This is a genomic window from Rhodovulum sp. HP10, assembly GCF_047553435.1.
Classification (GTDB): Bacteria; Pseudomonadota; Alphaproteobacteria; order Rhodobacterales; family Rhodobacteraceae; genus Rhodovulum.
Genome location: NZ_CP180201.1, coordinates 1,340,876 through 1,367,613, shown reverse-complemented (window position 1 = coordinate 1,367,613; position 26,738 = coordinate 1,340,876). Strand labels below are relative to the sequence as shown.

Annotated in this window: 14 protein-coding genes; 4 read left to right on the top strand and 10 right to left on the bottom strand. The window is 60.6% G+C overall.

All coding sequences use genetic code 11. The annotated features are described in order from the left end of the window. The first annotated feature begins 111 nt into the window (after positions 1-111). Together ACK8CO_RS06310 and ACK8CO_RS06305 are read left to right on the top strand one after the other, a co-directional pair. Entirely contained in the window at positions 112-2,382 is a 2,271-nt protein-coding gene (locus tag ACK8CO_RS06310) for an adenosylcobalamin-dependent ribonucleoside-diphosphate reductase (RefSeq protein ID WP_080615288.1), read from the top strand. Between the two features lie 316 nt (positions 2,383-2,698). Then, the gene (locus ACK8CO_RS06305) at positions 2,699-3,796 is read left to right on the top strand and encodes an AAA family ATPase (RefSeq protein ID WP_414898558.1); all 1,098 of its coding nucleotides are present in this window, start codon (positions 2,699-2,701) and stop codon (positions 3,794-3,796) included. Between the two features lie 300 nt (positions 3,797-4,096). Here the strand turns inward: ACK8CO_RS06305 and ACK8CO_RS06300 are convergent, their stop codons facing one another. From ACK8CO_RS06300 to ACK8CO_RS06280, 5 genes are all read right to left on the bottom strand, one after another. Next, positions 4,097-4,858: a Fic/DOC family protein gene (locus ACK8CO_RS06300; RefSeq protein ID WP_414898557.1), complete on the bottom strand. Its 762-nt coding sequence runs from the start codon at positions 4,856-4,858 to the stop codon at positions 4,097-4,099. A 4-nt stretch (positions 4,859-4,862) separates the two neighbouring features. Further along, positions 4,863-5,120, bottom strand: coding sequence for a hypothetical protein (locus tag ACK8CO_RS06295; protein WP_157982236.1), 258 nt, complete (start codon positions 5,118-5,120; stop codon positions 4,863-4,865). Positions 5,121-5,528: 408 nt separating this feature from the next. After that, positions 5,529-7,010, bottom strand: coding sequence for a hypothetical protein (locus ACK8CO_RS06290; RefSeq protein WP_414898556.1), 1,482 nt, complete (start codon positions 7,008-7,010; stop codon positions 5,529-5,531). Positions 7,011-7,068: 58 nt separating this feature from the next. Beyond that, the gene (locus ACK8CO_RS06285) at positions 7,069-10,209 is read right to left on the bottom strand and encodes a UvrD-helicase domain-containing protein (protein ID WP_414898555.1); all 3,141 of its coding nucleotides are present in this window, start codon (positions 10,207-10,209) and stop codon (positions 7,069-7,071) included. After that, the gene (locus tag ACK8CO_RS06280) at positions 10,206-11,990 is read right to left on the bottom strand and encodes a RecB family exonuclease (protein ID WP_414898554.1); all 1,785 of its coding nucleotides are present in this window, start codon (positions 11,988-11,990) and stop codon (positions 10,206-10,208) included. The genes ACK8CO_RS06285 and ACK8CO_RS06280 overlap by 4 nt, the downstream gene beginning before the upstream one ends. Before the next feature lie 1,154 nt (positions 11,991-13,144). On the opposite strand from ACK8CO_RS06280, the gene ACK8CO_RS06275 reads away from it, so the two are divergent. After that, the gene (locus ACK8CO_RS06275) at positions 13,145-13,483 is read left to right on the top strand and encodes a hypothetical protein (protein WP_414898553.1); all 339 of its coding nucleotides are present in this window, start codon (positions 13,145-13,147) and stop codon (positions 13,481-13,483) included. Positions 13,484-13,696: 213 nt separating this feature from the next. Here the strand turns inward: ACK8CO_RS06275 and ACK8CO_RS06270 are convergent, their stop codons facing one another. The 5 genes from ACK8CO_RS06270 to ACK8CO_RS06250 form a co-directional block, all read right to left on the bottom strand. After that, positions 13,697-17,029 carry a DUF499 domain-containing protein gene (locus ACK8CO_RS06270; protein WP_414898552.1) on the bottom strand — a complete coding sequence of 1,111 codons (3,333 nt, stop codon included), beginning with the start codon at positions 17,027-17,029 and terminating at the stop codon, positions 13,697-13,699. Between the two features lie 12 nt (positions 17,030-17,041). Then, positions 17,042-19,828 carry a DUF1156 domain-containing protein gene (locus ACK8CO_RS06265; RefSeq protein ID WP_414898551.1) on the bottom strand — a complete coding sequence of 929 codons (2,787 nt, stop codon included), beginning with the start codon at positions 19,826-19,828 and terminating at the stop codon, positions 17,042-17,044. Between the two features lie 14 nt (positions 19,829-19,842). After that, positions 19,843-20,616, bottom strand: a complete 774-nt coding sequence (locus ACK8CO_RS06260) for a hypothetical protein (RefSeq protein WP_414898550.1) — start codon at positions 20,614-20,616, stop codon at positions 19,843-19,845. Continuing rightward, entirely contained in the window at positions 20,613-24,122 is a 3,510-nt protein-coding gene (locus ACK8CO_RS06255; RefSeq protein ID WP_414898549.1) for a protein NO VEIN domain-containing protein, read from the bottom strand. Before ACK8CO_RS06255 ends, ACK8CO_RS06260 begins: the two co-directional genes overlap by 4 nt. 377 nt (positions 24,123-24,499) lie before the next feature. Next, a complete protein-coding gene (locus tag ACK8CO_RS06250) occupies positions 24,500-25,432 on the bottom strand; it encodes a WYL domain-containing protein (RefSeq protein WP_414898548.1) in 933 nt (310 codons plus the stop codon). 170 nt (positions 25,433-25,602) lie between these two features. Here ACK8CO_RS06250 and ACK8CO_RS06245 point away from each other — a divergent pair, with 170 nt between their 5' ends. Then, positions 25,603-26,736 carry a hypothetical protein gene (locus ACK8CO_RS06245; RefSeq protein ID WP_414898547.1) on the top strand — a complete coding sequence of 378 codons (1,134 nt, stop codon included), beginning with the start codon at positions 25,603-25,605 and terminating at the stop codon, positions 26,734-26,736. Positions 26,737-26,738 lie beyond the last annotated feature (2 nt).

The following is a 26,738-nucleotide window of genomic DNA, read 5'->3' as shown; positions in this document are numbered from 1 at the left end:
AGACCCCAAACTAAGCTATCTGTTGCGGAGTTCAAGGAACAGCGTCGGTACTCTCGACCCCACCGACCTCCTTTGCCGAGTAATCTTCCGCGCGCATCCGAGGATCCCCAAATGAGCCGTTTCGCCGCCCCCATCGCCGAGCAGATCTGGGACATGAAATACCGTCTGAAAGGCTCGGACGGGACGCCCGTCGACATGACGGTCGAGGACAGCTGGCGCCGCATCGCCAGGGCGCTGGCCGAGGCCGAGCCCGAGGCGGAGCGGGATGCCCGCGAGGCGGAATTCTTTGCCGCGCTCGAGGATTTCAGGTTCCTGCCCGCGGGCCGGATCACCGCGGGCGCGGGCACGGGCCGGGCTGTGACGCTGTTCAATTGCTTCGTGATGGGCACGATCCCCGACAGCATGGCCGGCATCTTCGACATGCTGAAGGAAGCCGCGCTGACGATGCAGCAGGGCGGGGGCATCGGCTATGATTTCTCGACGATCCGGCCCAAGGGCGCGGATGTGAAGGGCGTGGCGGCGGATGCCTCGGGGCCGCTCTCCTTCATGGATGTCTGGGACGCGATGTGCCGCACGATCATGTCGGCGGGCTCGCGCCGCGGCGCGATGATGGCGACGATGCGCTGCGACCACCCCGATATCGAGCAGTTCATCACCGCCAAGCAGGACCCGGCACGGCTGCGGAACTTTAACCTTTCGGTGCTGGTGACCGATGCCTTCATGGAGGCGGTGAAGGCTGACGGCACCTGGGATCTGCAATTCGGCGGCAAGGTCTATCACACGCTCGAGGCGCGCGATCTGTGGAACCGGATCATGCAGGCGACCTATGACTATGCCGAGCCGGGCGTGATCTTCATCGACCGCATCAACCAGATGAACAACCTCGCCTATTGCGAGACCATCGCCGCCACCAATCCCTGCGGCGAGCAGCCCCTGCCGCCCTATGGCGCCTGCCTGCTGGGCTCGATCAACCTCGCGCGCCTTGTCGCCAACCCCTTCGAGGAGGGGGCAGCGCTCGAGGAGGCCGAGCTCGAGGCGCTGGTCGCGACCGCGGTCCGGATGATGGATAACGTGGTCGACATCTCGCGCTTTGCGCTCGACGCGCAGCGTCACGAGGCCAAGGCCAAGCGCCGGATCGGTCTTGGCGTCACCGGGCTTGCCGATGCGCTGCTGATGGTGGGCCTGCGGTACGGCTCGGAAGAGGCGGCGCGTCAGACCTCGCGCTGGTTGCACCGGATCGCCCGCGCCGCCTATCTGGCCTCGGTGCAACTGGCCAAGGAGAAGGGCGCGTTTCCGCTTTTCGATGCCGAGCAATATCTCGGAAGCGGTGCGCTGGCGCATATGGATGCCGATGTGCGCGCTGCCATTGCCGAGCATGGGATCCGGAACGCTCTGCTTACCTCGATCGCGCCCACGGGGACGATCAGCCTTTACGCGGGCAATGTCTCGTCGGGGATCGAGCCGGTCTTTGCCTACAGCTACAAGCGCAAGGTGCTGCAGCGCGACGGCAGCCGGACCGAGGAGGAAGTGGTCGACTACGCCGTCCAGCTCTGGCGCGACAAGTTCGGCGATGCCGAGCTGCCCGAGTATTTCGTGAATGCCCAGACTCTGCCGCCCTCCGAGCATGTGCGGATGCAGGCGGCGGCCCAGACTTGGGTCGATTCCTCGATTTCCAAGACCATCAACTGCCCCGAGGACATCGCCTTCGACGCCTTCAAGGACGTCTACATGCAGGCCTATGAAACCGGCTGCAAGGGCTGCACGACCTACCGGCCGAATGACGTGACCGGCTCGGTGCTGAGCGTGTCGGAGAGCTCGGAGAAGACGCCCGAGGCCGAGACCGGCGCCGATGTCGTCTATCTGTCCGATCCGCTCGACCGGCCGCACGAGCTGGAGGGCAACACCTACAAGCTGAAATGGCCCGACAGCGAGCATGCGATCTACATCACCATCAATGACATCGTCATCGCCGGTCGCCGCCGCCCCTTCGAGGTCTTCATCAATTCGAAGAACATGGAGCATTTCGCCTGGACGGTAGCGCTGACGCGGATGATCTCGGCGGTGTTCCGGCGGGGCGGCGATGTGAGCTTCGTGGTCGAGGAACTGAAGGCCGTCTTCGATCCGCGCGGCGGGGCCTGGATGCAGGGCAAGTATATTCCCTCGATCCTTGCGGCCATCGGCGGCGTGATCGAGCGCCATCTGGTGACCATCGGATTCATCGAGGCCGAGGGCAAGGGCCTGAAGATCGATCCGAAATACGAGGAGATGGCGGTTGGCGACACCCCCCGCGGCCCGTCCTGCCCGAGCTGCGGTGCCTATGAGATACGGATGGTGGAAGGTTGCAGAACATGCATGAGCTGTGGCTATTCGAAATGCCAGTAATCATGCTCTAGGCTCAAAGTCTGTAGGACCCACTAAATCTTGTCCATTTCCGGGGTAATTTGTCCATTCCGGCACAGGATTAATGACCACCGGCTGCACCGTAGCCGGTGGTTTTCTTTTTACATCAACGGCTTGCGCGTCTGGCGGATTTACGGCCTCTGGTGCGCCGTAGCAGTGCTCCGCCCTGGTGGGCGCCGTTGACGGCCAGCCGCGCTTTCGGCATCCCACAGGCAAATCCGGCCGGGTTCTTTCCAACCTCCTCCTCCTGCAGAACCGCTGCTCGAGGGCATGGCGCGATGCGCCAGAAAGGACCTCCATGACGAAGATCAAGTTTATCGATGCCCGCTTCGCCGATCCCGACGAGAACGAGTTCGCCCTAAAGCGCCGCTTTGAGTGGCATCTGCGCAAGCTCCGTGCCCTTCATGACGGGGTGTCCGCAAAGGTTCCGGGAGACTTTGAGGATGAGTTGCGCTGGAACGAGGACCTCATCGCCGTGCCGCTCTCGGAAAAGGACCGCAACAAGGTACTGCGCCGTGCGCGCCGGGTAATGGGCGCGCGTGCCAAGGCTTCCGGGCTCAGCCATCTCAGCTCGGATGACCGGCGCGCGCTCGAGGTGTTCCGCTGCGGGGCGGACCTAGTCGGCATCGCCAGCGAGCACCGCGCCGATGAGATCGCCGCCGCCATTCATGCCGAGATGCCTTGGATGGCGGCGGCCACTGACTTCCTCTGGACAGCGATGCGCCGCTCGGTACGGGTGGGGGAGCCCGGATTCCGTTTGCCGCCCGTGCTGCTCGACGGCCCGCCGGGGATCGGCAAGAGTGTGTGGTCGCGCGAACTCGGGCGCCATCTCGGGGTGCCGCGCTGTGGCATCGAGGGCACCGCAGAACAGGCCTCCTTCGTCGTCAACGGCTCACAACGTGGCTGGGGCTCGGCATTCCCTGGACGGCCCCTGCAGACCATCGTGCAGAGCCTCTGCGCGAACCCGATCGTGGTGATCGACGAGATCGAGAAGGCCGGGACGCCGACCTCGACCAAGGGGCAGGCCTACGGCTTGGCCGACGGGCTGCTGCCGCTGCTGGAGCGATCGTCTGCCTTGGCATGGAAGTGCCCCTATTACCAGGTCGGCTTCGACATGTCATGGATAAGCTGGGTCCTGACCTCGAACAGCCTGACGGCGCTTCCGGCCCCGTTCCTGAGCCGCTTGGAAATCCTGCGCCTCGCCGGCCCCGGCAAAGGAGACCTCATCTCCTTCGCGGAGCGCGAGGGCGCACGATGGGGGCTGTCTGATGCTGCCCTGGGCGCCATCTGCGAGGTGATCGAGCAAGTTGCCGACACGCAAGAGCTCAACCTGCGCCATGTGGCCAGAATGCTGGCGAGGGCAGAGGCCATGGCAAGCAGCCCGCGGTTGCATTGAAGAGTGGATGCAGGCGCGCTTTAGGTCGGCCAAGACCATAGCAGCCGCTTGGGCTGACCGCCGCAAATGGCGGGTGTCGGCCCAAGCGGCTTTCGTGCAAGGCGCAACTTTACGCCAGGCGCCGACACGAACGGACGAGCGCTGCCGTTCGCAGAAAATTGCACGAACGTATGCAATGCGGAGCTTGCATCAGCGCACCGCTCGGCGTCTGAACGTCTATCTCGGAAGTAGGCGAACTCAGCGTGGCGCAAAAGCGGTAGACACTTGTGGGCCGTCCCATGAGTCAAGCATGTGACATTCTCAAGATTTAACCGTCTTGACCTGCTCGACGCGTATCGCGGCATTACGGGCAGCCATATAGGCCTCGTAGGCTTTCTTAGCGCCAGGATCGGAGGTGTAGCCTGCGATCTCTCTCCCCTCATCGATGAAACGCTCCATCCCACTGAGACCGGGCAGTTCATTGAGCGTCTTCGAGTAGGCCTCATGTGGAACTCGAGCCGCGATATAGGGGGCGAGGTAAGCATTGAGCGGCGCCGGGCGGGGGTCATCGAGTTCCCGCGTGAGAGCGTCCAGGTAGTCGGTCTTGTCCGTTCCCTCCCAGGCAATGCCGAAGCCTGCCCGATAGCAGAGTTCCCCGAAGACCAGCATGATAGTCCGTCCGTTCCCGTCCAGAAAGGGATGCCCAAGGGCAAACTGACCCAGTACCGTCCCGCAGTTTTCGAGAAGGTTTCTGTCAGCCAGGGTCAAACCCCAGTCGACTGCCATTCGGATCTCCGTGGCCTGGGCGAAGTGGGCTTCGCCCTTAGTGATGTAGAGCGCCGGCGCAGTCGTCAGTCGGTCCTGCCCCGCCCAGGGATAGAAGTCCTCGAACAGGATCCGGTGGACGTCGAGGAAGCTGCCATAATCAATCACCTTGCGCGTGCGCAGCATGTCGATTGCGTCATCCAGATTTGCCAGGAACAATGAATGCTCAACGTGCTTGACAGACTCTGGATCGGTCAAACCTTGAGAATTGCGCAGGTAACCCTGTGTGTCGAAGTCGCCAAATGGGTCGAAGACCAAAAGGTCAGCTCCGGATCTCGCGCTGGTGCTGCCCGAGGAGACTGACCATGCGACGCCCGCTAATGATCTTTCGACGCTTTAAGGCTACCAAGAGCTCTTCAGTCATGTCGAGCTCGACGCTATCTCCCGCCAACTCGGTCACCTTCCCAGCATAGACATGTCCGTAGGTCTTCACCGGCATGAATTTTTTCTGCCGACTGAATCGCGCGACCACATCTGCGACACTGTGCGATTTTTGTTTCATGGCGACATAGCTGGACACTGGGATCTCCTTAGGGAAGAGATAGCATCTTAGATACGGTTCCGCCACTCCAATTTGCGTTTGATGGCCTCTGAGCCGGTGTTGCGGGCCACATTTCCCACTCACTAGCTCCAAAGTTAAGTGTAGGCTTTTTGCGTGACCTGCCAACCGCTAACATTCACCCGAACACTACCATACAAATACAAAGAACCATGCTTGGAGCCGGTGACAATGCGAAGCTAAGTATGTATGGGCCTTTGCCTGCTCCGCTGCCGCCCGAAAGGCATGCAAAGGTGACGCCGGACATTCGCAGCGTCCGGAACCATACCGGCTGTGTTCAGGGACCGGACGCACCTTGGTCCTGGATCGAACGGCAGCTCGGGGCCGATCAGGTATCTGGTGATTGTCGTTCCGCAGTTTCGGTGCCTGCTATCCCCCTTCCATGTCATCGCCACGAACGACGCCAACCAACCTGCGGAACTCAGCGTCATCAGATGCTTGCTTCCAGAAGTTGATGAAGCGGCAGACCAATTGTAGGTTCTCCTTGGCGTAGTGCCCATTGCTGTCGATGCGGTCCAAGGAGGGCAGCATGTTGTCGTCAGTCTGTGCGCCCCGGAACTGGAACGGCAGGCCGGTGATGGCGCAGCGGTCTTCCTGGATGGTGAGAAGGTCCCGGATCAGATTGTCCAACTCCGCGTCGGACATGTGCAGCTCCTTGTTCTTGACCGTCGTCGGGACCACTTGGCCGTTGGAGTTGAAGACCGTCTTGCCCACCGAATACTTGATGTCGGCAATCGATTTCTCCCGGGCACCGAGGTAGCGCGCGTCGGCCTTTTCACCTTTTGCCAGTTCGCCTTTGGCTTCTTTACGCAGCAGGGTCGAGAACAGCCACAGCAGGGAATGGGCGTCGATTAGGCGGACGTGGTCCAGTCTTGCCTGTTCCGCGATTGGCTTGCGGAGGGCATTCAAGATCCCGTTGAACTGGCTGTAGTTCTCCCAGGTGCAATTGCGCAGGGTGCGGAATTCTAGGCCGATCTCGCCGAAGACACGGTCGAAGCCGGTGGGCTGGATCGGCATGAAGCGATCCATGTCCTTGAGGAAGAACAGGAAGGCCATCAGCGGGTATTTCGCGCCGGTCGCTTCGCTCAATTCGTCGAACAGCGCTGCTTCGTCCCGGTCGGTGCGATAGAGCTGGAACAAAAGGCGTTCGAGGGTTCGCAGGCCGGTGCCCGTTGTCGCCGCTTCGATCAGGGCGCGGTGGTCGCGGTTGGCGTGGCCATATCGGTTCTGCCAGAATACCATGTTGTTGTTCAGGTCGCCGTGCGTCGCCTGGATTTCGATGGCGGCGATGACCTTGGCGGCGATAGCGCCGTCGCCGACCTGATCCTGCGTCCAGCTGTCGGCGCCGAGGCGAGTCAATGCCTCGGCACGGACGCGGGGCTTGTAGCTTTCCCAGGCGGCGATAAGTCCTTCGTCAAATCGCGTAAAAGGGGCGTCGAAGGTGGTAATCAGCGATTGGAAGCGGGTGAAGGCGCTGGTGAAATCGATGCCTTCCAGAAGATCGGGCGTTTTCGGGGCCATCGCGGGCGCGCCATCGTACCAGTCGAGAAAGCGTTGCAGGGCTGTAGGGCTGTCGATCTCGGCGCGCTGAGTGTCTGGTCGCGTCAACGGTCTGAGCGGGCCGTTGATATGGTGGTTGCCGTTGTTGGGCTCGGGCAGAAGCGCGACGCCGTCCAGTTGCGGTGGTGCGGGTGGTTGAAACCAGACACGAGTGGTCTGGTTCGTGCGGTGGATGGCAAGGACGCGCCCGACTGAGTTTCGGAAACCGATGATGTAGTCGGTCGGTGCCTTTGCGGGATCACCGTAGCGGGAACGGAGGAGGCGTTCTGCCTCGGCGGGGGCAAGAGTCATTCGGCGGCTTTCAGGGTGTAGGAGGTGAGGGCCAGCGCAACTGGCTTTGCGCAGGGTGTCACATGCTGGGCGAGCCCCATGCAAGCGTGCCCGACCCTAGAAAGTGGATGCCCGCACGCGCCAGCCGGGTTTCAGGGCGGAGCGCCGAAAGTGCGCCGGCATATGCTCCGAGTTGGGCAAGGTACGGCTGGGCAGCTTCGACAGGGGATTCCGGTGCAGGCGACTTGTAGTCGATGATCACTGCTTCTCGCCCATCTTGGCTCAGGCCGAGGAGATCGACCGTGCCGCGGATCCGGGTGCCGCCTGCAATCTCTGTGTCGAATGGAAGCTCAGGGTGCAAGTCGGTGAAGCCATGCTCTGCCAATGTCTCATGCAGGCTTCTCGCCTGTTCCGCGAGAGCTACGAGGGTCTCTGGCGAGAGGCCGGTTGCTGCGCCCAGATCAATTGCCCGGTCAGGGCGCTGTAGAAAGACTCGCATGGCAAGGTGAAGCGCGCTTCCGCGCAAGCTTGCATCGTCGAACGCCTCGCGCGGGAGAGCGGCACCAAGGGCATGGGTCTCGAGAGACCATAGCGCTGTCGCCTCACCGCCGTCGGATGGACGCAGGAAGAGAGGCGCGCCGCGCGGACCTGGAGTTTCCGGGCGACCGGGTCGGACTTCAGCTTCGGTTGTTGTTTCGATGCCTTTGTCAGCGAAGGACTCAGGGAAGGCCTTGCCATGGTTGGTCAGACGCGCAGGATGCTTCGACTTTCCGACAGTGATTTCTCCGGTGCCGAGTTCGAGCTTCCCTTCTTCGGCCAGCAGTCGTGAAACCGTGTCCGCGTCTTCCTTCACGTAGTCTGGCCATTCCAGAACCAGCAGATCCCGTGCGCGTGTCATGGCAACATAGGACAGGCAGCGCTCTGTCACGGCGGCGGGCTCGCGGCGGGCGGCTGCGAAATGTGCGGCCACCTCCCGGCAAGCGACGACCGGATGATAGTGAATCGTGGCCCCCTCGAGCAAAGTTTCCGGGACGTCCCAGCCGCTGAATTCGATGCGAAGGGTATTGGCGCGCTCTCCGACCGGCCAGTCGAGGCCGGTCACACAGACCACTGGCCATTCAAGCCCCTTTGACGCGTGCCAGGTCGCGATCTTCACGCCGCGCGCTGTCGAACCGCTCGGATCAGGACGTGCATTGTCGCCCGCATCCGTGCGGATCGCGAGCCATGCGAGAAAGGATCGAATATCCCAGCCGAAGACGCCGGCGGCGGCACGGGTGACGGGGTCTGCGGCCTCGAAGGCTGCGGCCTCTGCGTCGAGGCGGGCGAGGTCGGCGTGGGCGCGGGCATGATCCTCCAGCCCGGCGGCCCAATCATCGAGGTCGGCGTCCGTTCGCAGCCCTGCGAGCAGCCTTGCTGCCGTCCAGCTGGATGCCCGTTCCTGCAACGCCTCGAGAGAAGCCAACGCTGGATGCGCGGCGAGGTTGCCATCCAGAATAGCAGTCAGTGCTGCCTCCAGCGACACCGCCGCCGGGCCATGCGTCAGGAAGATAACGGCGGAGAACGCATCTGACGGATCGGCGATCACGGCAAGGGCCGCCCGGGCGACGGTGACGACCTCTGACGTGAACCAGCCATCTTCGGCGAGATCCACGGGGATGCCCAAGTGCGTGAGACAGTCCGCGTATTCCCGCGCCTTGTCGTGCGTGCGGCACAAGATGGCGATATCCGAAGGCTGCATGGGACGGGGAGTTTCCGTAGTCCTGTCGATGATTGTACGGCTCTCGTCCATCAGGCTGCGAATGCGCTCGGCGATGTGATGCGAGCCCTTGGCCAGGGGTTCTCCCTTGCTGGTCGCGGTCTTGTTCTCGACTCGCATGACGTCGATCGGTGTACCGTCAGCAGCGCTCCGATGCGGTGCCAAGGGTGCGTAATCTGAAAAGAGCCCGGCGCCGAGATCGTTCACGAGGTTCATGATCCCGGGAACAGACCGCCGGTTGGTGTCCAACGTATGCGCATCATTGGGGCGCTGCGCAGCAAGGGCGGCCGCGAGGCGCGCGTCAGCCCCCTGGAACCCCATGATGGCCTGTTTGCCGTCTCCCACCAGGACGACGCGGGGGGCGGCCTTGATGAGATGCGCCAAAAGGGCGAACTGAACGGGGTTGGTGTCCTGGAATTCGTCCACGATCACGCAGTCGATTCCGTCCATCATGGCCGCGACAGCCTCGGGACGGGCACGCAGAAGGGCCTCAGCCCGGGCGATCATGTCGCCGAAATCCACCACGCCGAGCCGCTCCTTGGCCTGCGCGAACAGACGACGCACCTCCTGTGCTCCCGCGAGCAGCATCTGCAGGCGTTGGGCCGTCTCGATCTTCGGGCCTGGATGGCGGGGTAATGCCCCAGCGGCTTGCATCACGCCCTCGGCGAGATCGTCGTAGCCGTCCGGGGTCGGCTGGACCCTGTTCTTCACCCGAAGGCTCGTGAGACGCTGCCACCAAGCCCAGTCGGTGTAGGCATCCTCCGACAGTCCGCGCTGGAGGTCACGATGGTTCGACGTGAAATCCTTTGTTGCGGCACCGCTCTTTGCCCAATCGACAATCCCGTCCGGGAAGGCCTTCAGCATGGCTTCGATGGAGCGACGCAGGCCTGCATCCAACTTGTCGCCGCTCGCGTCCGTCTTCGGCCAGTCGATCTTCAAGGCTTCGGCCGCGCGCGCAGGCAGTTCCGGATCGTCGCCGAATTCCCCAAGCTCGTTCAGCTTGGCGATGGCCGCACGCAGATCCTTGCGGAATGCGTCCGTGGCGTCGCCCCCCGCGTAGCTCCACGCATAGCCATGGGCCTCGAGATCATCGGTAAACACCCTGATCGCGTCGGCATCCGCCATTGCCCGTCGTAGGAGCAGCTCGGCCTCCGCATCCTCGATCAGCCGCAACGAAGGGGACAGGCCCGCGGCGAAGGCATGCTCGGTCAGTATCCGGTTTCCGAGGGAGTGGATGGTGGAGACATAGGCCCGCTCGATGGCCGCCGCCTCCACCAATCGACCAGCCGCCAGCAAGGCCCCACGGATGCGGCCCTTGAGTTCGGAGGCGGCTGTCTCGGTAAAGGTCACGGCGAGGATGCGTTCGGGTCTGATTGCATCTTCAGTAACCCATTCCTTAAGCGCCTCTTGGATGTGCCAGGTCTTGCCCGCACCGGCGCCTGCCCCAACGATCTGGAATGTCATTGGTCGTCCTCCCAAAGGAATGCGCTCACGATCGTGTTGTCGAGGGCATAGGCACCAACCCCGAGGTCGTCGAAGAACTTGGCATCGGGGGATCCGTTCAGCGTGACCCGTCCCTGCCGCAGTGCTGCGACGGTTTCAGTAAGCTTCTCTTTCGCCGCACCATGTGTATCGGCGTCCAAAGGGCCGAAGGGGTCTCCGGCCAGTTTGCCGCTGGTTACGGCCACCATGTCCGCAAGGCTGAGGTACCCCACGGCGACAGCATTCTTCCCCTCCGCGAGTGCGCTGCCCCGGATCATGCCCCCGTAGAGCTCGGCCTGAACGTCCCAGCCATTCTCCATGCGCTTCACGCGTTTGGGGGACTTGCCGCTCTTGTAATCGATCACCAGGATGGTCCCGTTCGGCAATTTGAGCAGGGTGTCGGCTTTGCCGTGGAGCCCCATGCCAAAGGCCTCACCGGAAAGGTACTCCTCGGTCGCGTGGATGGTTGCGCCGGTTTCTTGCAACATCTCGGCCCATCGGATGGCAATGCGTGTGAGGTCGCTGGCGACGTGACGGCGTTCGACCGTCCAGGCGGGAGCCCCGAGGAACCGCAAGTCGCGATCATCCTCGATAGCGGCGTCGATGGCGACGGGTACAGCCTCCGCCATGCTGCCGGGATCGGGCGGTGGACCAGGCGGGAAGAGTGCTTCCAGCACCTTGTGCAAGAGCGATCCGCGTACCATCGCATCGAGGGCATCCGGCCCCCACCCCTTGTCCTCGATCCCCAGTTCGCCAAGGAGCCAGGCGAGAGGAGACACGAGCAGCGTGTCGAGGCGCGAGGGCGATTGGGGGCGCACCGTGCCGTCTTCCTTGAGGCGCAAGCCGGTGAGGTCGCGGTTGAGGTCGAGCGTGCGATCGGCCGGGAATGTCCGCGGCGCTGCCGGGAGCGGAACGTGGGTGTCAAAGGGCCAGTCGGCCGGATCCTCTGACAGGGGGCGGATCAGGTCCTCGGCTTTTGTCCCAAGCCTGTGCGCGATCAAGTCGAGCGCGGCAGCAGGCGCCAGCCGGCCCCCGGCGCGATCACGGACGGGGCATGTGATCTCGATACCTTCCGAGACTGCGGCGAACTGCCGATCCAGCCGTGCGCGGGCAAGTTCGAGCGATGCACGGCGACCAGGCAGGGCGATGCCGCAGCATTTTTCAATCAGGTCTATCTCGTGCTCCAGCCAGAACGGACCGGAACCTGACACGCTAGGGAAACGGTCCCCCGCGAAGCCGAGCGCCAGGAGATGGCGGACTTCGCGCCATGGGTTCTGTCCTTCGGTGAAAACCGCAATCGCGCCGCGCGTGGCCGCTACCGGCGCTTCGGGCAGGGTGCCGGGACGGGTTGCCGCAATGAGACCAGCCCAGTCGACGGGGGCTTCCTCCGGGCCGCAGGGCATGGCCCGCAGAGCCGTGGCGATCTCCCCCGGAACGTGCGAGGCGATTGCGCGAAGGGTTTTCGCAAGTTCGCCACCCGTGGCAGGATGTCGGCGCAGAAGCCCGCGCAGCTCACCGTCGGAGGTCCCGAGACCCAGTGCATCAAGAGCAACGGCAGCCATGCCGGGCACAGGCTTGTTCAATACCGTCAGGATGAGATGCAGTGCTTCGGTCGCTCGATCCCGAGCGGGTGCGCCCGGCAGACCTCCGAGGTGAAGACCCAGATTGGCAAAGGCAGCCTCCGCGTCGACCAGCCATGCGGGATCGTCGGGCAAGAGAAGGCCGATCTCCTCGGCGCTATGGACTGTGCCATCGTCCAGCATGCGTTGCGCTCGCGCGGCGGCGTGGCGCAATTCCTCAAGAGGGTCGCGCAGGGCAGTGACGGAGATGGGCGCGCATGGCGCCATGCCACCAGATTGAAACGTCGAAAGAAGACCGGCCCCAGCAGGGATCAGACCTGGGAACGCCCTCACATTCACCGTCAAGCCATGATGGCGCTCGAGCATTTCTGCAAGAGCAACCTCGCTGGCTCTAGCCCCAATCCGACTGCCGCTTGACAGAAGCTGCAATGGGGCGAGAGCATCTTCGGCCCTGCAGGATTGCGCGTGTGCAAGTGGTACCAGATCTTCGGGGAGACGTCCTATGTCTCGCCACAGATCACGTAGCGATGTCAGATGGGTGCGCGCACGTCCCTCGGGCAGGCGATCCACCTCCACAGACGTGGGATCCAGCGCGGGCGCGGCATGGACCAGATCGCTCAGGGCTCTCGATACGGCGGCGATCGTGGCATCGGGGGCGACCGCAAGGCTCGACGACCAGGGAGCGCTCTTCGCCTCCCTGATAGCAGCGGTGTCTTCGAAGGCCGCAGGAGGTGGGCAGAGGTAGGTTTCGGCCAACAATTCCGGGCTCACGAAACGGACTGCCCCAGTCACGGGATGAACGGTTGAGATGGGATCAAGGGGCAAGGGCGTATTCCCAATGGTAACGACAAGGTCCTTCTGCAAGGACAGTAGCGAGACGATATTGGAGGGAAAGGAGAAAAGGCGATTCCCGGATCGCGTATTACAGTATCTGTCACCCCTCCGGGGTCATGACGTTCTTGCGTGTCGAATGCGCGTTACATCTTCCGCGGCAGATCCTCTGGGGGCAGGTCACGTGCCGCTGTCCGGCTAGCATCGCCTTCAGCTTCGCGTGCTCGTCTTCGAATGCCTTTAGTCTCTTCACCCAAGGCGAGTTGGGCCGGACATCTATTCGACGTCGGATGAATTATCCCATGACCGGTCACTCTAAAATCATGCCGAAGCCCATATGCGAAAAGGACTGAGTGACTTTTTCGCAATTTAAGCAATGGGATAAAGGTCATTGCGAGTGATGGTTCTTGTTGCGTCATCCGGAAAAGTTAGCCTACATCAGTACGTGGCAGCTCCCGACGTTGAGGGAGCCCGCGGGCACTTTCCATATTGCAGAAGGCACAACCATGAACCTTGAGGATTTCGCCAAACGACTCCCTGAGAATTTCACCGAGCAGGAGTTCGTTGCCCTGATGAACCAGGTTATCGACCTCAAAAAGATTGTTGACCTTCCTGCGGCAGAACGAAGTGCCTTGTTCAATGGCGTCCAGTATCTCGTCGACTTCATCATGTTGGCCCAAGAAGCGAACGGGGAGCTTCACACCCATGATGGCCATCCTGTGGTGGATTATGGTGGGCCTTTCATCCCGCATGTGCTGGTGAGGCCGGAGGGTTTCGAGATGGACCGTACGGCGCTTGAGACCCTCGGGGTTGGGGAGGCCGACAAGTATTTCGGGGATGGGTAAGCCTCTGTCGAAACGGGCCGGGTTGCTGCCGCCCTGCGCTATTTCTGAGCCACACATGCCGACACCATCGTGCCAAGGGATTTGACCAGGGCGCCCATGCGGTCGCGGCGGCGCTCGATCTCCTCCGCATGCGGAACCCTACAGAAATTGCCGAATTCATGCCGCATTGCCAAGAAGGCGGCATGAACCCGACATTTTCTTCAGTTTTTCATGTTACCTGATGGACTTCTCAATGAATCCGAGGGTAGCCGCGTTTTCGGTCAGCGTTCTGACCTTCGACCGATCTAGGCCAGAAGGCACCTCGGCATCGATCTCCAGTCGGAGTGTGACCTCGGCGCCAGGGACCGTTGTCAGCTGCTCCACGATCGCCTCAACGATTTGGGCCATATCTCTCGCAGGGCGGTCAGCCGAGATCATGACAGTGCCTTGGAACCTTGTTGGGTCTTTGGGCGCTTCGGGGGCTGGACCCACTGGGGCCGTGGTCCCGCCTTCACGCTCCCCGTCGGCTGTTGTTGGCGAGACTGGGGTGCCAGATGAAGTTATCGAGGTGCTGGTGGTCCTTTCCGCTTGAGCAGGTACCTGTTTTGCTCTCGCGGCTTCAGCAACAGTCGGCCTTACAATGACGCTGTCGGCGTCGATCGTGACGGCAGCGCTTCCTGCGCTTTCGATGGAAAGACCACGGTATTCGCTCTGAGCTTCATCATAAGTTTCAGCATACGCGAAGGGGCCCGCCACCATTTGCGCGATCGAAGAACGAACGCAGCGGATCAGAGTATCCCGATCTTTCAGTCTGGGCAGGTAGGTGTATCGGTTCAGGTATTCCCAAAGGTCCTTGAGATGCAGGTGGTCGCGATCGTTCCAGATGTATTTTTCCAGCTCGCGGTTCAGGCGCTCCGGACCAATCTCTGGAAGAAGAGCCTCTTCGCTGACTAGCTTCTTGCTTGCCCGGCTCAAGAGGCCATCCTGAGCCGGAATGCGGGCCGCTGAGAAGCCGACGTCGGTCTGGGCGCTGTCCTGATAAGGATAGATCAGGAAAGCCCATGTTTCCTTGAGCCTTGTCTGAACGGTCTCCTTGGCTTCCTGAGCTTTGTCTTTGGCGAGAGACATTTCGCTGGACTTGAGGTCCAGGCGTCCGCTGTTCGCATCTCGAACGATCCCATCCCATGCCAGAAGGGAACGCATGGCGTCTTTCAGGTTGTCGAGCTGACGGGAGTCCGCAGCCAGGAAGACCAAGGTGTTGCGATAGACGCGTGGCGTTGAGCCACGTTGAAGCAGGATGTCCTTCACTTCCGTCATCGCATCCGAGTTGTCTCGGCCACTGTGCGGATGCGCCACGCCAAGAACCACGGCACGGACACCGCCCGCCTCATCTGGCACAGCTGCGGAGCTGTCCGGGGCAACCTGGACGGCATCGAAGTTTCCACGATCTGCAATGCCGTTGATGTAGGTCGACAAGGCCTTGTCGATTTCGACAAGGACAAGCGCGTCTTCGAGTTGTCCTGCCCGATCTGCCGCCACCCGGTTGAGGCTCGCGGACATCGAGTACCAGTATCGACCAAGGTCACCGTGCATGAACTTGGCCTGGTTGGTCAGGCGGCGTAGTGCGTCGCCAAAGATTGCGATCTTCTCTCCGGGTTGCACGACGCCGAGGTTGATCTGCTTGTCGTCGAGCCCCTTGTTTTCCTGAGAGTGCAGCGGGGCCGTTCCCATGAAGACCGTGCGGGCGACGCGGCGTGTGGCCGAGTAGCGGTTCAGGTTTGGCGCAGCTTGGTCGACCCTGTACGGGGTTGAAGATGTGCCATCGATGTCGCCCGCAATGATCGACTGCCACGAGGGGTCCAGATAGTGCAGAAGCTCGGGCTCCACCCGTTCAGAACTGATGGACACACTGCCGGGCATGATCATGACGGAAGGGTCGCCGGACATCCAAAGCTCATGGATGACCTGGGCCATAAGACGCAGAACCCCACGGGTCCGCTGGAATTTCTCAAGCGACCCCCAAGCGGTGTAGAGCTGATCGAACAGGTCCGGATGGATCGGATAGGCCTTCTCCAGCTTCCGGCGGTAGTCTTCGTCGGCGCAGCCTTGCGGGAAGTCGTTAGGGTTCTCCCGATAGAGCTTCGCGAACTGCTTCAGCGTGTTGTCGCGATGCAGGTACTTGTCGCCGGGAATTTCCCGGAACAGGCGCCGCCGGACGATCTCGTAGCTTTCTTCCTGCGATGCCGGTCGCCATGAGCTTTCGACACGGCTGAAGGTCTGTTTCAGACGGGCCAAAGCTTCCTGCCCACCCTCACCGCCGACCTCGATCTGAGAGGCAGGCAAGGAGGCGACCAACAGCGTTTGCGGTGCGGCTTTCACCGCCTCGGTCAGCGCTTGGACAAAGGACAGGTTCGCGTCGAACGAACCGGACGGCAGCCCCTCGATCTTGTAGATCTGGCGCAGGTAGGCGACCCATTCGTCGATCAGGATCAGACAGGGCGAGAACTTGTTGAAGATCTCTTCCAGCAGGTTCGAGCCCGGCGCGATACCGCGGGCATCGTTTTCCGCGATCATGTCGAAGCCAGCCTGACCGCCAAGCTGCCATGCCAGCTCGCCCCAGGTTGTCTTGATGACCTGACCGCCTTCCAGGGTGATGACGTCCTGCGGACCGCGCGACGTCCCGACCAGAACGGCGCGGTTGACCTTCTCGGGGACATCCAGCCCGTTGCGCGACAGCAGCTGATCGAGGCCCGGCAGATCGCCGACACGGGTTTGCCCTGCCATGTGATAGAGCGCCAGCATCGAGTGCGTCTTTCCGCCGCCGAAGTTGGTTTGCAGCTCGACCACCGGATCACCACCGGCACCGGAGAGGCGCTTGGCTGCACCTTTGAGCAGGGCGCTCAGGCCTTCTGTCAGATAGGTCCGGCTGAAGAACTCGCGCGGGTCACAGTATTCCTGCGCTGCCGTGCCCTTGTGGACCTTGGCAAGGTCAGCCGCGAACTCTGCCTGCTGGAACTCGCCGGTCGCCACGTCCTGATGCGGCTCCACCACTTCGCGCCACGGCAGCAGCCCCGAAACGGTCTCGGTCGAAATCGTGGTGGAGCTGCTCTTCTTGCGCTCCTCGTTCCGGGCAAGCTCGGTGAACTTGGTTCGCAGGATCGACTCCCGCATCTTGCCGATCTCGTCGGCGCTGTCCCCGGCGCTCACCGCGTCGAGGATGCGACGCATGCTGTCCAGCGCCCGTTCCGCATCGTCGTAGGAGAACTTGCCATCATGGGCGAGCTTGTTACGGACGTCGATCAGCTCGTTGACGATCGAGCGGTGCGTCCGGTCCAGAACGTCGCGAAACGCCTCGTTCCAGAGACGCTCCATGATCTTCAGAAGCTTCTGCGTATCGAGCGTGAACTTTCCGTTGGATTCCGGTCGCCACTCGGGGAAGCGCGAGATCACGTCCTGCGGCCATCCCTTGCCCATCCCCGCTTCGAGCCGTTGCATCACGAAGGGCTGAAGGCCCTTCTGCATATGCTCCATCCCCTCGAACACATATTGGCGCGTGCTTTTTGCCATCTCAAATCACCTTCAAATATCCATGCGGGTCTGGCGGTTCTTGTCGGTCACATGAATCGTGGCCGCCAGCCGGGTCAAATCTGTCCAGACGGCGATCAGGCCGTTGTAGGAAGTCGCCTCCTTGGCATCCTGGCGCTTGTTGCCGCAGACGTCGTAGAGGTAATAGGCAAGGTCCTTGACCGTCTCGGCCCGCTCGCTGCCGATCTTCTTCAGCAGTTCCGCCGCTGCATATTCGCCGTCATTTTCCAGCGTGCGGATCAGGTGCTGGCAGGCCTCCCAGATCGTGAAATGATCATCGGTCTCGGGGTCCCACTCAGGGTCGATCTCGGCGCGCTTGAAGATGCGCACGCTCCCGGCCGAGCTTTCGACGATCCCGGCGTGCTTGACGCTTTCGACCGAGATCCCGCGCGCCGTGGCGATGCTGTTGGCGGTGCCATACTCGCCCTTGTCGTACCCGTGCTGCTGGAACCAGGTGGCGGTAAAGCGCGTCTCGGCATCGAACTCGCCATGCAGGTCGTTCAGATACTCATCCAGCTGAGAGTTGATCAGCTGTAGGGCGGTCTTCACGGTCATCGGACTATCGTCGGCCTCCAGCACGGCGGCATATCGAGAGAACACGCCTATACCAGGTCCGATTGCTGATTGCGGCATATCGGCGGGCGAGACGTTGGCAGCTTGAAGCTCAGAAATGGCTGGAGGAAGTTCGCGTTTTAGGGTGCGGATGAACTCGGCCCGCGTGATGACGTCGGCCGACGCTTCTTTCTTGCGGCAGACCAGAACAACCGAGTTGGCAAGGGCGTTGCTCTCCTGCCCCCGCATCCGGTTCGCTAGTTCCGTCCGCATTGGCCAAGTGCTTACGACTGAGTATCCGGCGTCAAGAATACCTTGTAGGAATGTAGCCCAACCAGTTGAACTGACCCCTTCATTAGCAACCTCACTTTGCTTAAACGCATAGTAGATTGCCGCAGGATAGGCCGTTGACGATTGTCGAGCCATGTTCGCGATTGCTCGGCGCATCCCATCCAGAAAAAATATCTCTGCTGAATCTCTCCCGCCTTGCCTGTGAGGAGCGGCAATCAACTCCTCCGCTTTTGGAGTAGCTAACACGCCGAAGATTTCGGGATAAACTGACCGCAAGGCAGGTTTAAGCCAACAGAAGAAGAAGTCCGACAAATCAGCATAGCCTATGTTGTCGTAGTATGGTGGGTCAGTAGAAATTACTGTTCCCTCGGGATAGACAACTGTCTGGGCGTCGTGGTTGATTTCAACGCCTTCGTTACTTGGGTGGAAGCGATCAATCACCTTGACGATGCTTCCAAGACTAGTCCGGTAGTCACCTGCGGCATCGCAAAATACGTTGTTTTCTCCGAAGTCCCACATCATGGGAATGGCTTGTCGACCAAAAAGGTTTCGAACCTGAGTTTTCGAAGACTCCCATCGGCAAAGGGAGTTTTGTATGTCAGTCAGACGGCTGACACCGAACGCCAGATATACGCTAACCGCCTCAGCATATGCTTTGGCGCCTTTGCCGCCGTCGCGCAGCAAGGAGGGGTCAGAAGAGATGGTGGTGCAGGCATCAGCCTCGATTTTCTCTCGCGCCTCATGTACCAGACCGCTGAACGTGTTCAGCGCCACCAATTGCCGGTCGGTAAATAGGTCGCCAAAAGTTTCCATTCCATAGTCTGGAGGAGTGAATGCACGCCGATCAGGTGAAATTGTCATATCCGGTCGCCATGAGGGCTTCGCGGAGCGGGCAGCTTCAACCTGCTCAGCATTTGGGGCAAGAAAAATTCGGCCCCGTTCACCTTCAGCGACTATTGCGATGAGCTGCTGTCCCAAACCAGCCTTGGCGGCACGTCGTACGTGTTCCATTGTGATAGCTGTATCTGAAATCAGGCAACGGAAGTTCGCCCCTCGCCCGGCCTTTGTTCCCCCTTTTGCGGCTTCCAACTCGGCTTTGGTGCCGCCCTGCCGAATGCGATAGGTGACCGTTTTGGCCTGCCGGTCCACGATGGGCTCGATCCAAGCCTCCTTCCCAGTCTTGGAGGACAGAAGGAAGCTCGACGCAATCGGCACCTGCACGTCAGCAAAGGCCGGGTCCGGGCTCGGGACCGTTCGGGCCCAGATCCAGGCGATCACCGTCGCTTTGCCGCTACCGTACTCCTTCGGCAGGTCAACTTGGGGGTAAAGATGCCCGATGCGCTCCCACGCCTTTTCACGCATCCACTCGCCGTAGTATTTCACATCCTCGGCCAGCCCTTCGGCATTGCGATAGAAGGACCGGTCCTTGATGCCCGGATGGATCGGCTCCATGTCCTTGAACTTCGGCGGGATCTCGATCATCGCCTTGCCGATCATTACGGCCACCGGGTTCAGGTCCGACCCATAGGCGGGCAGGCCCAGACGCTGCGCCTCCAGCGGGATCGAGCAACCTCCTGAGAACGGGTCATAGACCGGCGGCAGTTCACCGCCGCAGCTGCGCCGGATTTCCGCCCGCGCCCGCTCCAGGATCTCTTCGTTGGTCGAGTTCTCCCATTTCACCAGCTCTTCGATGATCTGGAACAGGCGCTTGCGTTCTGCCTCTACCGCCTCTTCGGTCGGGAACTGATCCGGGAGGCTGGAGGGGTCATCCACCAGCTGCGCAAACAGCACCGCCCGACATGCCGCCAACGGTCGCCGCGCCCACCACAGGTGCAGGGTGCTAGGATGCCCATGCCGGATCGACTTCTCCCGCGCCGACGCCGCGTTGATCGCTTCCAGCGGGATCGCGACTTCGATCAGTTTCTTCTTGTAGGTCATTTCGATCCCTTAGTTTATTCTGCAATGAAGAGGGCTTGCAGGCTGGGGCCGAGGTTCTGCCCCGCACCTTCGCCCAGCAGGTCTTCAAACATCTCTGCACTTGTAATTGGGCTGATACCTCGATCGCCGTAGCGATCCAAGGAAGCGCTTTGCAGATCGCTCCCAATAGGTATTCCCATCCCACGTTCTGCGAACGACGAGTCCGTCAGGTCGCGACCGTCCCAACTGCCAACCATGAAGCGGATCAGCGAGCCTGAAGATCGGCGAAGATCATGGATAATTTGATGCGCCGAGCCCGGGCAAAAGCAACCAAATCTTTTGCAGGTCTTCTCGATGGCCACAGATTTAATCGGACGAGCCTGAGAAAGTTCTGAGGCTGTCGCGTCAAGCGTGAAAGCGGCTGATTTGACCTTTTTTCCAACCTCTTTGTCCAAGGCAGACGGCTTGCAGCACCAGGCCTCTTTGAACATGCAGTTGGTACGCGCAGCTGCATGAATATCCTCTGCTTCCGGAAACACGTAGAAGGTGCTGTCGGGATATCGTTTTTCGACAGCCGCAAGCTTTGTTAGCTGGTCACGTTCAATCTTAATTCGGCTTCCCGATTGAGCTTTGAATTGGAATAGAATTAGGGTGCCGCCGATACCAAGAACGGCATCAATTCCTTTTTTACGCTCTTGCGCCTGCGTCAAGCCAAACCATTGAGGGTTTCGATTGAAGGGCATGATCGCTGCGCTCAGAGCAGCACAGAATCTGATTTCAAAGCTTTTTTCCGCATATCTGGTGGTCAAGAAAGCTCTCCGGGCGCTACAGCTCGGGCAAGGAGCTTTTTTATATCAAACTGAATTGCGTTCTGATCGAACGGCGGTTCACGCGAGTCAAGCGCACCGCGGACATACCTCGGGGCTGCGGCAAAGCCATCGTTGACCTGCACGATGGCAAGGATGAATTTCTCGGGCTCGTGAAGCGAGGTGATGATTTCCTGCCGAGTCAGCATCACCGTGTCCGCGCCGTCGATCCGGCCTTTGACCTCGATGAACCGCATGTGGTTGGTGTCGGGGTCGAAGGAGGCGATGTCGTAGCCGATCTTGCGGGCGGACACGTCCTCGGGCTCGTTTCCAAGGGCACGTTCGGCGGCCATGACCGCACTCATTGCCTTCAGCTCGATCGCGCGGCGGGCCTCAGGGTCTTCGGAGAAGCCACTGGGCTTGGCAGAGCTGCCCCTGTTCAGGAGCAGGCCCCTCGGGACAACGACCATGCCACCACGGACGCGCGGCGGCTGAGACGTGATGAACCGCTCCTGTTCGATTAGCTCAAGGCGGCGGCGCAGGCGTTCGGCCAGGTCCTCCGCCCGGCGCTCTGCATTGCGCCAGTTGGACCGAACCTTCTTGCCCGCCTTTTCCTCTTCTTTCAATTCGGCTGCGCGAGAGTCCCAGTAGTTGATCTCTTTCTTCAGCCGGGCTTTTACCTCATGCTCGACCTTGTCGATCTCCGGGAGGCGCCGCTCGCGCACTTCGGCGACATGGAACTGGGCAAGCTCGATGGTCGCGTATTGGACCACGCGCTTTTCTAGGTCTGCCGTGAGCCAGGGGGCGCTGATTTCTGTCTGAACAGAGGCGATCTCTTCCGGTGTCGCGGCCCGCAGGTTCAGGTGCGGCGCGATCCCGGCATCATGAATTTCGCCTGCCTGATTGACCGTCGCGAACTGAAGCTTCTGGGAGACGAGGTTGGCATTGCCTGCGTGACCAGGACGCCCGTCTTGAACCGAGTGCTCCAGCAAGAAGAGGGCTTCGACTGCCGTCCCGTCGTCCGTGTCGTCAACCAGCACGGCCCCTTGCTTCATCAGATGATCGTTTTGCTCGCGGACGATGCTGATCACCGCGTCCAGCAAGGGGTGCCCCGGATAGACGAAGGCCGCTACCGGCTGCTGATTGATTTTCGACTTCTCGAAGCAGATCCGTTCGTACTTCTTCTGGATAGGTGCTCCGCCACCGATCTGGCGGTCCCGTTCCCTGATGATGAGCGGGACGTGGGTAATCTCCCAACGGCCTTCTTCGCGCCGCTTGATCTGCCCGCCGAGGCGCTGAAACGCCTCGACAAAGAAACTCTGGATGTGATGCGGTTGGAGGCGTTGCGCTTCGGCCTTCTCCATCGCGATCCGGAGCTCTTGGACTTGAGCCGCTGGCATCGTGTCGTTGGTGAGTTGCCGCTTCTGCAGAAGGGTCAGAAGGTGGCTCTGATCGACTGCGCCGTCGACAGCCTTGTAGAGGCGGGCCTTCACGTCCTCATCGTCGTTGTACTGGATCGCTTCCAGCAGCAGGTCTCGAAGCGGGCGATCCTCGAAAAGTTCGCCCAGGACGTCATAGACCCGTCCGCCTAGAGCCTCACGGGCTGCTTCCAGTTTTTCTAGAAGGCGCGCGTAGACGTCGCCTTCCCGGGTGTCCTTCGCGACGAGGTTCCAGAGGTGGCATACCTCGGTTTGCCCGATCCGGTGGATACGGCCGAACCGCTGCTCGATTTTGTTCGGGTTCCACGGCAGGTCATAGTTCACCATCAGGTGCCCGCGCTGAAGGTTGACGCCTTCCCCCGCCGCATCGTTGGCAATGAGGACAAGCATGTCCCTGTCCTGCATGAAGCGCTCGACGACCTTGCGGCGCTCTTCCCGCGTCACGCCCCCGTAGATCACGTCCACTGCATCAGGCTTGCCGAGGCGCGCGGTCACTTTGTTGCGGAGGTATTCGAGCGTATCCTTCGGCTCGGTGAAAATGATCAGCTTGCGACGATGCCCGTCAGGATCGAGCATCAGATCATCATCAAGGATCTTGTCGAGTTGCTGCCATTTGGTGTCGTGCCCGGAATGCAGGACACGAAGGGCCATGCCCTCCAGACCTTTCAGAGTTTCAACCTCGATCTCCAGCTGTTCGGCCGTCTCGGCACTGGTAGCGCTGGTCGAGATCAGGTCTTCCATCTCGTCGATTTCGTCCTGACCATACTCATCCATATTGGTCAGCAGGTCTTGGTTGACCTTGGGCTGTGCGAAGCCCGCCCGGTCACTTTTGGCCGCAAGCCGCACTTCGCTCAGCTCTGCCTCAAGCCGTTCCCGGCGACGCTTCAGGGACTGGTAGATCGCAGCAGGGCTTGAAGCCAGGCGCCGCTGAAGGATCTGCAGCGCGAAGCCGACGTTGTTCTTCTTGCGCCCATCGGTTTCGGCGAACCGCAAGACGCGGTTCATCTCGTCACGGACATAGTCCGTAACAGCGGTATAAAGTTCAGCCTCTTCAGGGGAGAGGTCGTATTTGACTGTGTAGGCGCGGCGCTCGGGGAAGAGCGGGCGACCGTCAAACCGCAGCAGCTCTTCCTTGGTCAGGCGGCGCATCATGTCCTCAACGTCTGCGACATGGACACCGTCCCGGAAGCGCCCTTCGAAACGGTCGCCGTCCAGGAGAGCCATGAATAGCTGGAAGTCGCGTTCTTTGCCGTTGTGCGGTGTGGCCGACATCAGCAGAAAGTGACGGCAGACCTGCCCTAGCTTCTGCCCAAGCTGGTAGCGCTTGGTGTACTTCGCTTCACTGCCAAAGAATGTCGCGGACATGCGATGGGCTTCGTCGGCGATGATCAGGTCCCATTCCGTTGATTTTAGGAGCTTTTCCTGAAGCTCCTCGTTGCGCGCCAAGACATCCAGTCGAGCGATCATCCTGTTGCAGTCGTTGAATGGATTACCTGAGCGGGAGCTCTCGATCATGTCTCGGCTCAGGATGTCGAACTCCAGGCCGAACTTCTCTCCGAGTTCATCCTGCCATTGCTCGACGAGACTGCCCGGAGCGACCACCAAGCACCGCTCCAGATCACTGCGAGCGATAAGCTCCTTGATCAAGAGGCCAGACATGATGGTCTTCCCCGCACCGGGGTCGTCTGCGAGTAGGAAGCGCAAAGGTTGCCGCGGCAGCATCTCTCCATAGACCGCAGAGATCTGGTGGGGGAGAGGGTCGACCTGGCTGGTATGGATCGCGAGATAGGGGTCGAAGAAATGGGCCAGTTTGATGCGGTTTGCCTCGGTCACCAGGCGCAAGAGAGCGCCATCCGCATCGAATGACCAATTCCGACCTGCGGATTGGACATCGAGGCGATGTTCATCGTCGCGATAGATTGTCGTTTCAGCGACTGACCCGCTCGACTGCCGATATACGACATTGATGGCTTGGTTGCCGATCCATTCGACAGAAACCACCTCCACGGCGCTGCCAGGCATTACGCCGGTGACGCGCCCGCCTGGTTTGATGTCTTCAAGTCTGGTCATGCCGGTCTGCTTCCAGGTGAAAATTCTCCCAAATCAAGTAATTACTTGATTGAAATGATGTCAACATTAGGGATCCTTGGGGGAGGGTGCCATGCGATCTGGCCATCGCCATTGCCATCGCGCGCTGACCAGACGCTCAAAGGAGCCGGCATCCGTCGCCAAGCATGCCCGGCTGAAGCAGTTGATCACTCGCAGGATCCGGAAGAGCCGGTCGTCGGAGAGACGTCCGACACAAAGTTGAGGCACCAGCATCGTGGCTCCTCTGCCGTTTAAGCAAATTCCTCCGACCGATCCAGCACCAGGGGGAAAGCTGTTGGTGGATCGCGCTATGGTCGAAGAGTGGCTCCCGACCATCCCGCGCACCGCCGCCAATGCTCTCAAGGCTCACCAAGATTTCGCCCCTCCAGTAGATCTGCTTCAGTATTGAATTCAATAATTTCAGATCGAGCCAAGGCTGATTGCACATCCGTCTTGTTCACGACAACAATATGTTGCCGCCGTGCGTCTTCTTTTTCGGCGTCACCCAGCAGACCCAGTCTTTTGAGGGCGTAAAACAGCATTGCATTCCGGACCCTGAGGACCATAGAGCCTTCCGACATGCCGTAGTCTTTAGCGACGACCTTCTTCTGGCTGTCTGTCAGCTGCGGATGGGGCGCAATCTCGATCCCGACATACTCTTGCCAGAGTGTGTCCTTGTCTCCCAGCGCCACGGGATCGCCGAACGACCCGGCCTCTAAGATCCGAGGAAGCAGGAAATCCTTAAACCTGTTCTCCAAGTGGCAGAATGCGCGTGTATGCCACCGGAACCCGTCATAACCGAAGGCATGGGGGGTAATGCGACGCCAAACCGGATCGGGTCGCTTAGTGTTCATCGACTGGTAGCACACATCGAGCGAACGGCGCTCCCGCATCGCCGTCAATACTGAGCGCAGTATCTCGGTATCAATGATGCGATGCGGTGTAACCGCTACGTCTATCTCCGGCACATGGGCCACCCATGAATCTTCTGGCCGAGACAGGCCTTCACCAAGCACGCGAAGCCGGGATAAATAGACGCTTGGATCAGGCCGCAGAAACCGTGTTCGGAACGTATGCGATGGGACATAGCGCTTTGCGCTTTTGTCGTAGTCCACGTTCCCAGGTGCTGTGTCCTGGTACATGGCGAGATCTCTGGATGCCTGTGGGACCGAGACGCCGAACATCTCGATGATGTCGCCGCGATTGATCCCACCCTCCCAGAACAGCCGAAATTCGATGAACTCCAGTCTCTGCTCTACACCCCATCGGATTGCGGGGCTCTTTTCGTTCATGGCATCCTCACTTAATGGGTATCAAAACGATATTGACATCGTGGTGATATGCGTATAGTTTTGTATCCCATCTGGGAGCGGCAGTCAACATGCGATCATGGTTCCGAGCAGGGGCCAGTGACCATGCGAGCGAACGCCTCCGTTGTGAAACATCAGATGCGAGGCCCAACGTGACTGCGACCCTTACTTTCCACCCGCTCGGCAACGCCGACTGCACCCGTATCGACTTTGCCAACGGGCAGAAAATGCTCGTGGACTATGCCGATATGCGTAACGCCAATGATCCGTTCGACAAGCGGGTCGACCTGCCGGACGTCCTCAAGGCCGATCTGCGCGTTGCCAAGCGGGACAATTACGACGTCGTCTGCTTCACCCACCTCGACGACGACCATTGCTGCGGCGCCGGTGACTTCTTCTGGCTGGACCATGCAGCGAAGTATCAGGGTGAAGGCCGGATCAAGATCAAGGAACTCTGGGTTCCCGCTGCCGCAATCCTTGAGGACGGCTGCCAGGACAGCGCCCGGATCATCCGGCAGGAGGCGCGTCACCGCTTGCGTCAAGGCTATGGCATCCGCGTGTTCTCACGGCCCAAGAAGCTTAAGGACTGGCTGGAAAAGCAGGGGCTGTCGCTGGAAGCGCGAGCGCATCTGATCACCGATGCCGGTACTTGCGTGCCGGGCTACTCGAAGTATGGGCAAGAACAGGTCGAATTCTTCATCCATAGCCCGTTCGGCTGGCGTCAGGACGACAACGGCATCATCGACCGCAATCAGGACAGCGTCGTTTTTCAGGCGACGTTCCTTGAAAATGGTCGCGAGACCTATGCGCTCTTCATGTCGGACATCGACTGCGACTCGATCGACCAGATGGTTAAGACGACCAAGCGGCACGGCAACGAAGACCGCCTCCTGTGGGACATCTTCAAGATTCCGCATCATTGCTCGTACACAGCCATTGGGTGGGAAAAGGGCGAAGACAAGACCCAGCCGACCGAGGATGTCGAATGGCTCTGTGAGACCCAGGGTCGCGAGCGCCATGTTATGGTGTCGACCAGCAAGCCGATGCCGGTCAAGGGCAGCGCGGAGGACAAGGACGTCCAGCCACCGCACCGTCAGGCTGGCGCTTACTACAAATCCGTCGCCCGGGAGGCTGACGGTAGCTTCAAAGTGACGACGGAGACTCCGTCCATCGCCAAACCCAAGCCGATCCAGATCGAGATCACCGATCGCGGTGCGCGCCTGCTTACCATCTCGGCTATCGCCGGTGCTGCCAGTATCGTTTCGGCACCTGCGCGGGCGGGCTAATC

Coding starts and splice junctions, on each gene's coding strand:
- ACK8CO_RS06310 (WP_080615288.1), top strand. CDS start 112: ATGAGCCGTTTCGCCGCCCCCATCGCCGAGCAGATCTGGGACATGAAA.
- ACK8CO_RS06305 (WP_414898558.1), top strand. CDS start 2,699: ATGACGAAGATCAAGTTTATCGATGCCCGCTTCGCCGATCCCGACGAG.
- ACK8CO_RS06290 (WP_414898556.1), bottom strand. CDS start 7,010: ATGACTCTTGCCCCCGCCGAGGCAGAACGCCTCCTCCGTTCCCGCTAC.
- ACK8CO_RS06285 (WP_414898555.1), bottom strand. CDS start 10,209: ATGACATTCCAGATCGTTGGGGCAGGCGCCGGTGCGGGCAAGACCTGG.
- ACK8CO_RS06280 (WP_414898554.1), bottom strand. CDS start 11,990: ATGCTGGACGATGGCACAGTCCATAGCGCCGAGGAGATCGGCCTTCTC.
- ACK8CO_RS06275 (WP_414898553.1), top strand. CDS start 13,145: ATGAACCTTGAGGATTTCGCCAAACGACTCCCTGAGAATTTCACCGAG.
- ACK8CO_RS06270 (WP_414898552.1), bottom strand. CDS start 17,029: ATGGCAAAAAGCACGCGCCAATATGTGTTCGAGGGGATGGAGCATATG.
- ACK8CO_RS06265 (WP_414898551.1), bottom strand. CDS start 19,828: ATGACCTACAAGAAGAAACTGATCGAAGTCGCGATCCCGCTGGAAGCG.
- ACK8CO_RS06255 (WP_414898549.1), bottom strand. CDS start 24,122: ATGACCAGACTTGAAGACATCAAACCAGGCGGGCGCGTCACCGGCGTA.
- ACK8CO_RS06250 (WP_414898548.1), bottom strand. CDS start 25,432: ATGAACGAAAAGAGCCCCGCAATCCGATGGGGTGTAGAGCAGAGACTG.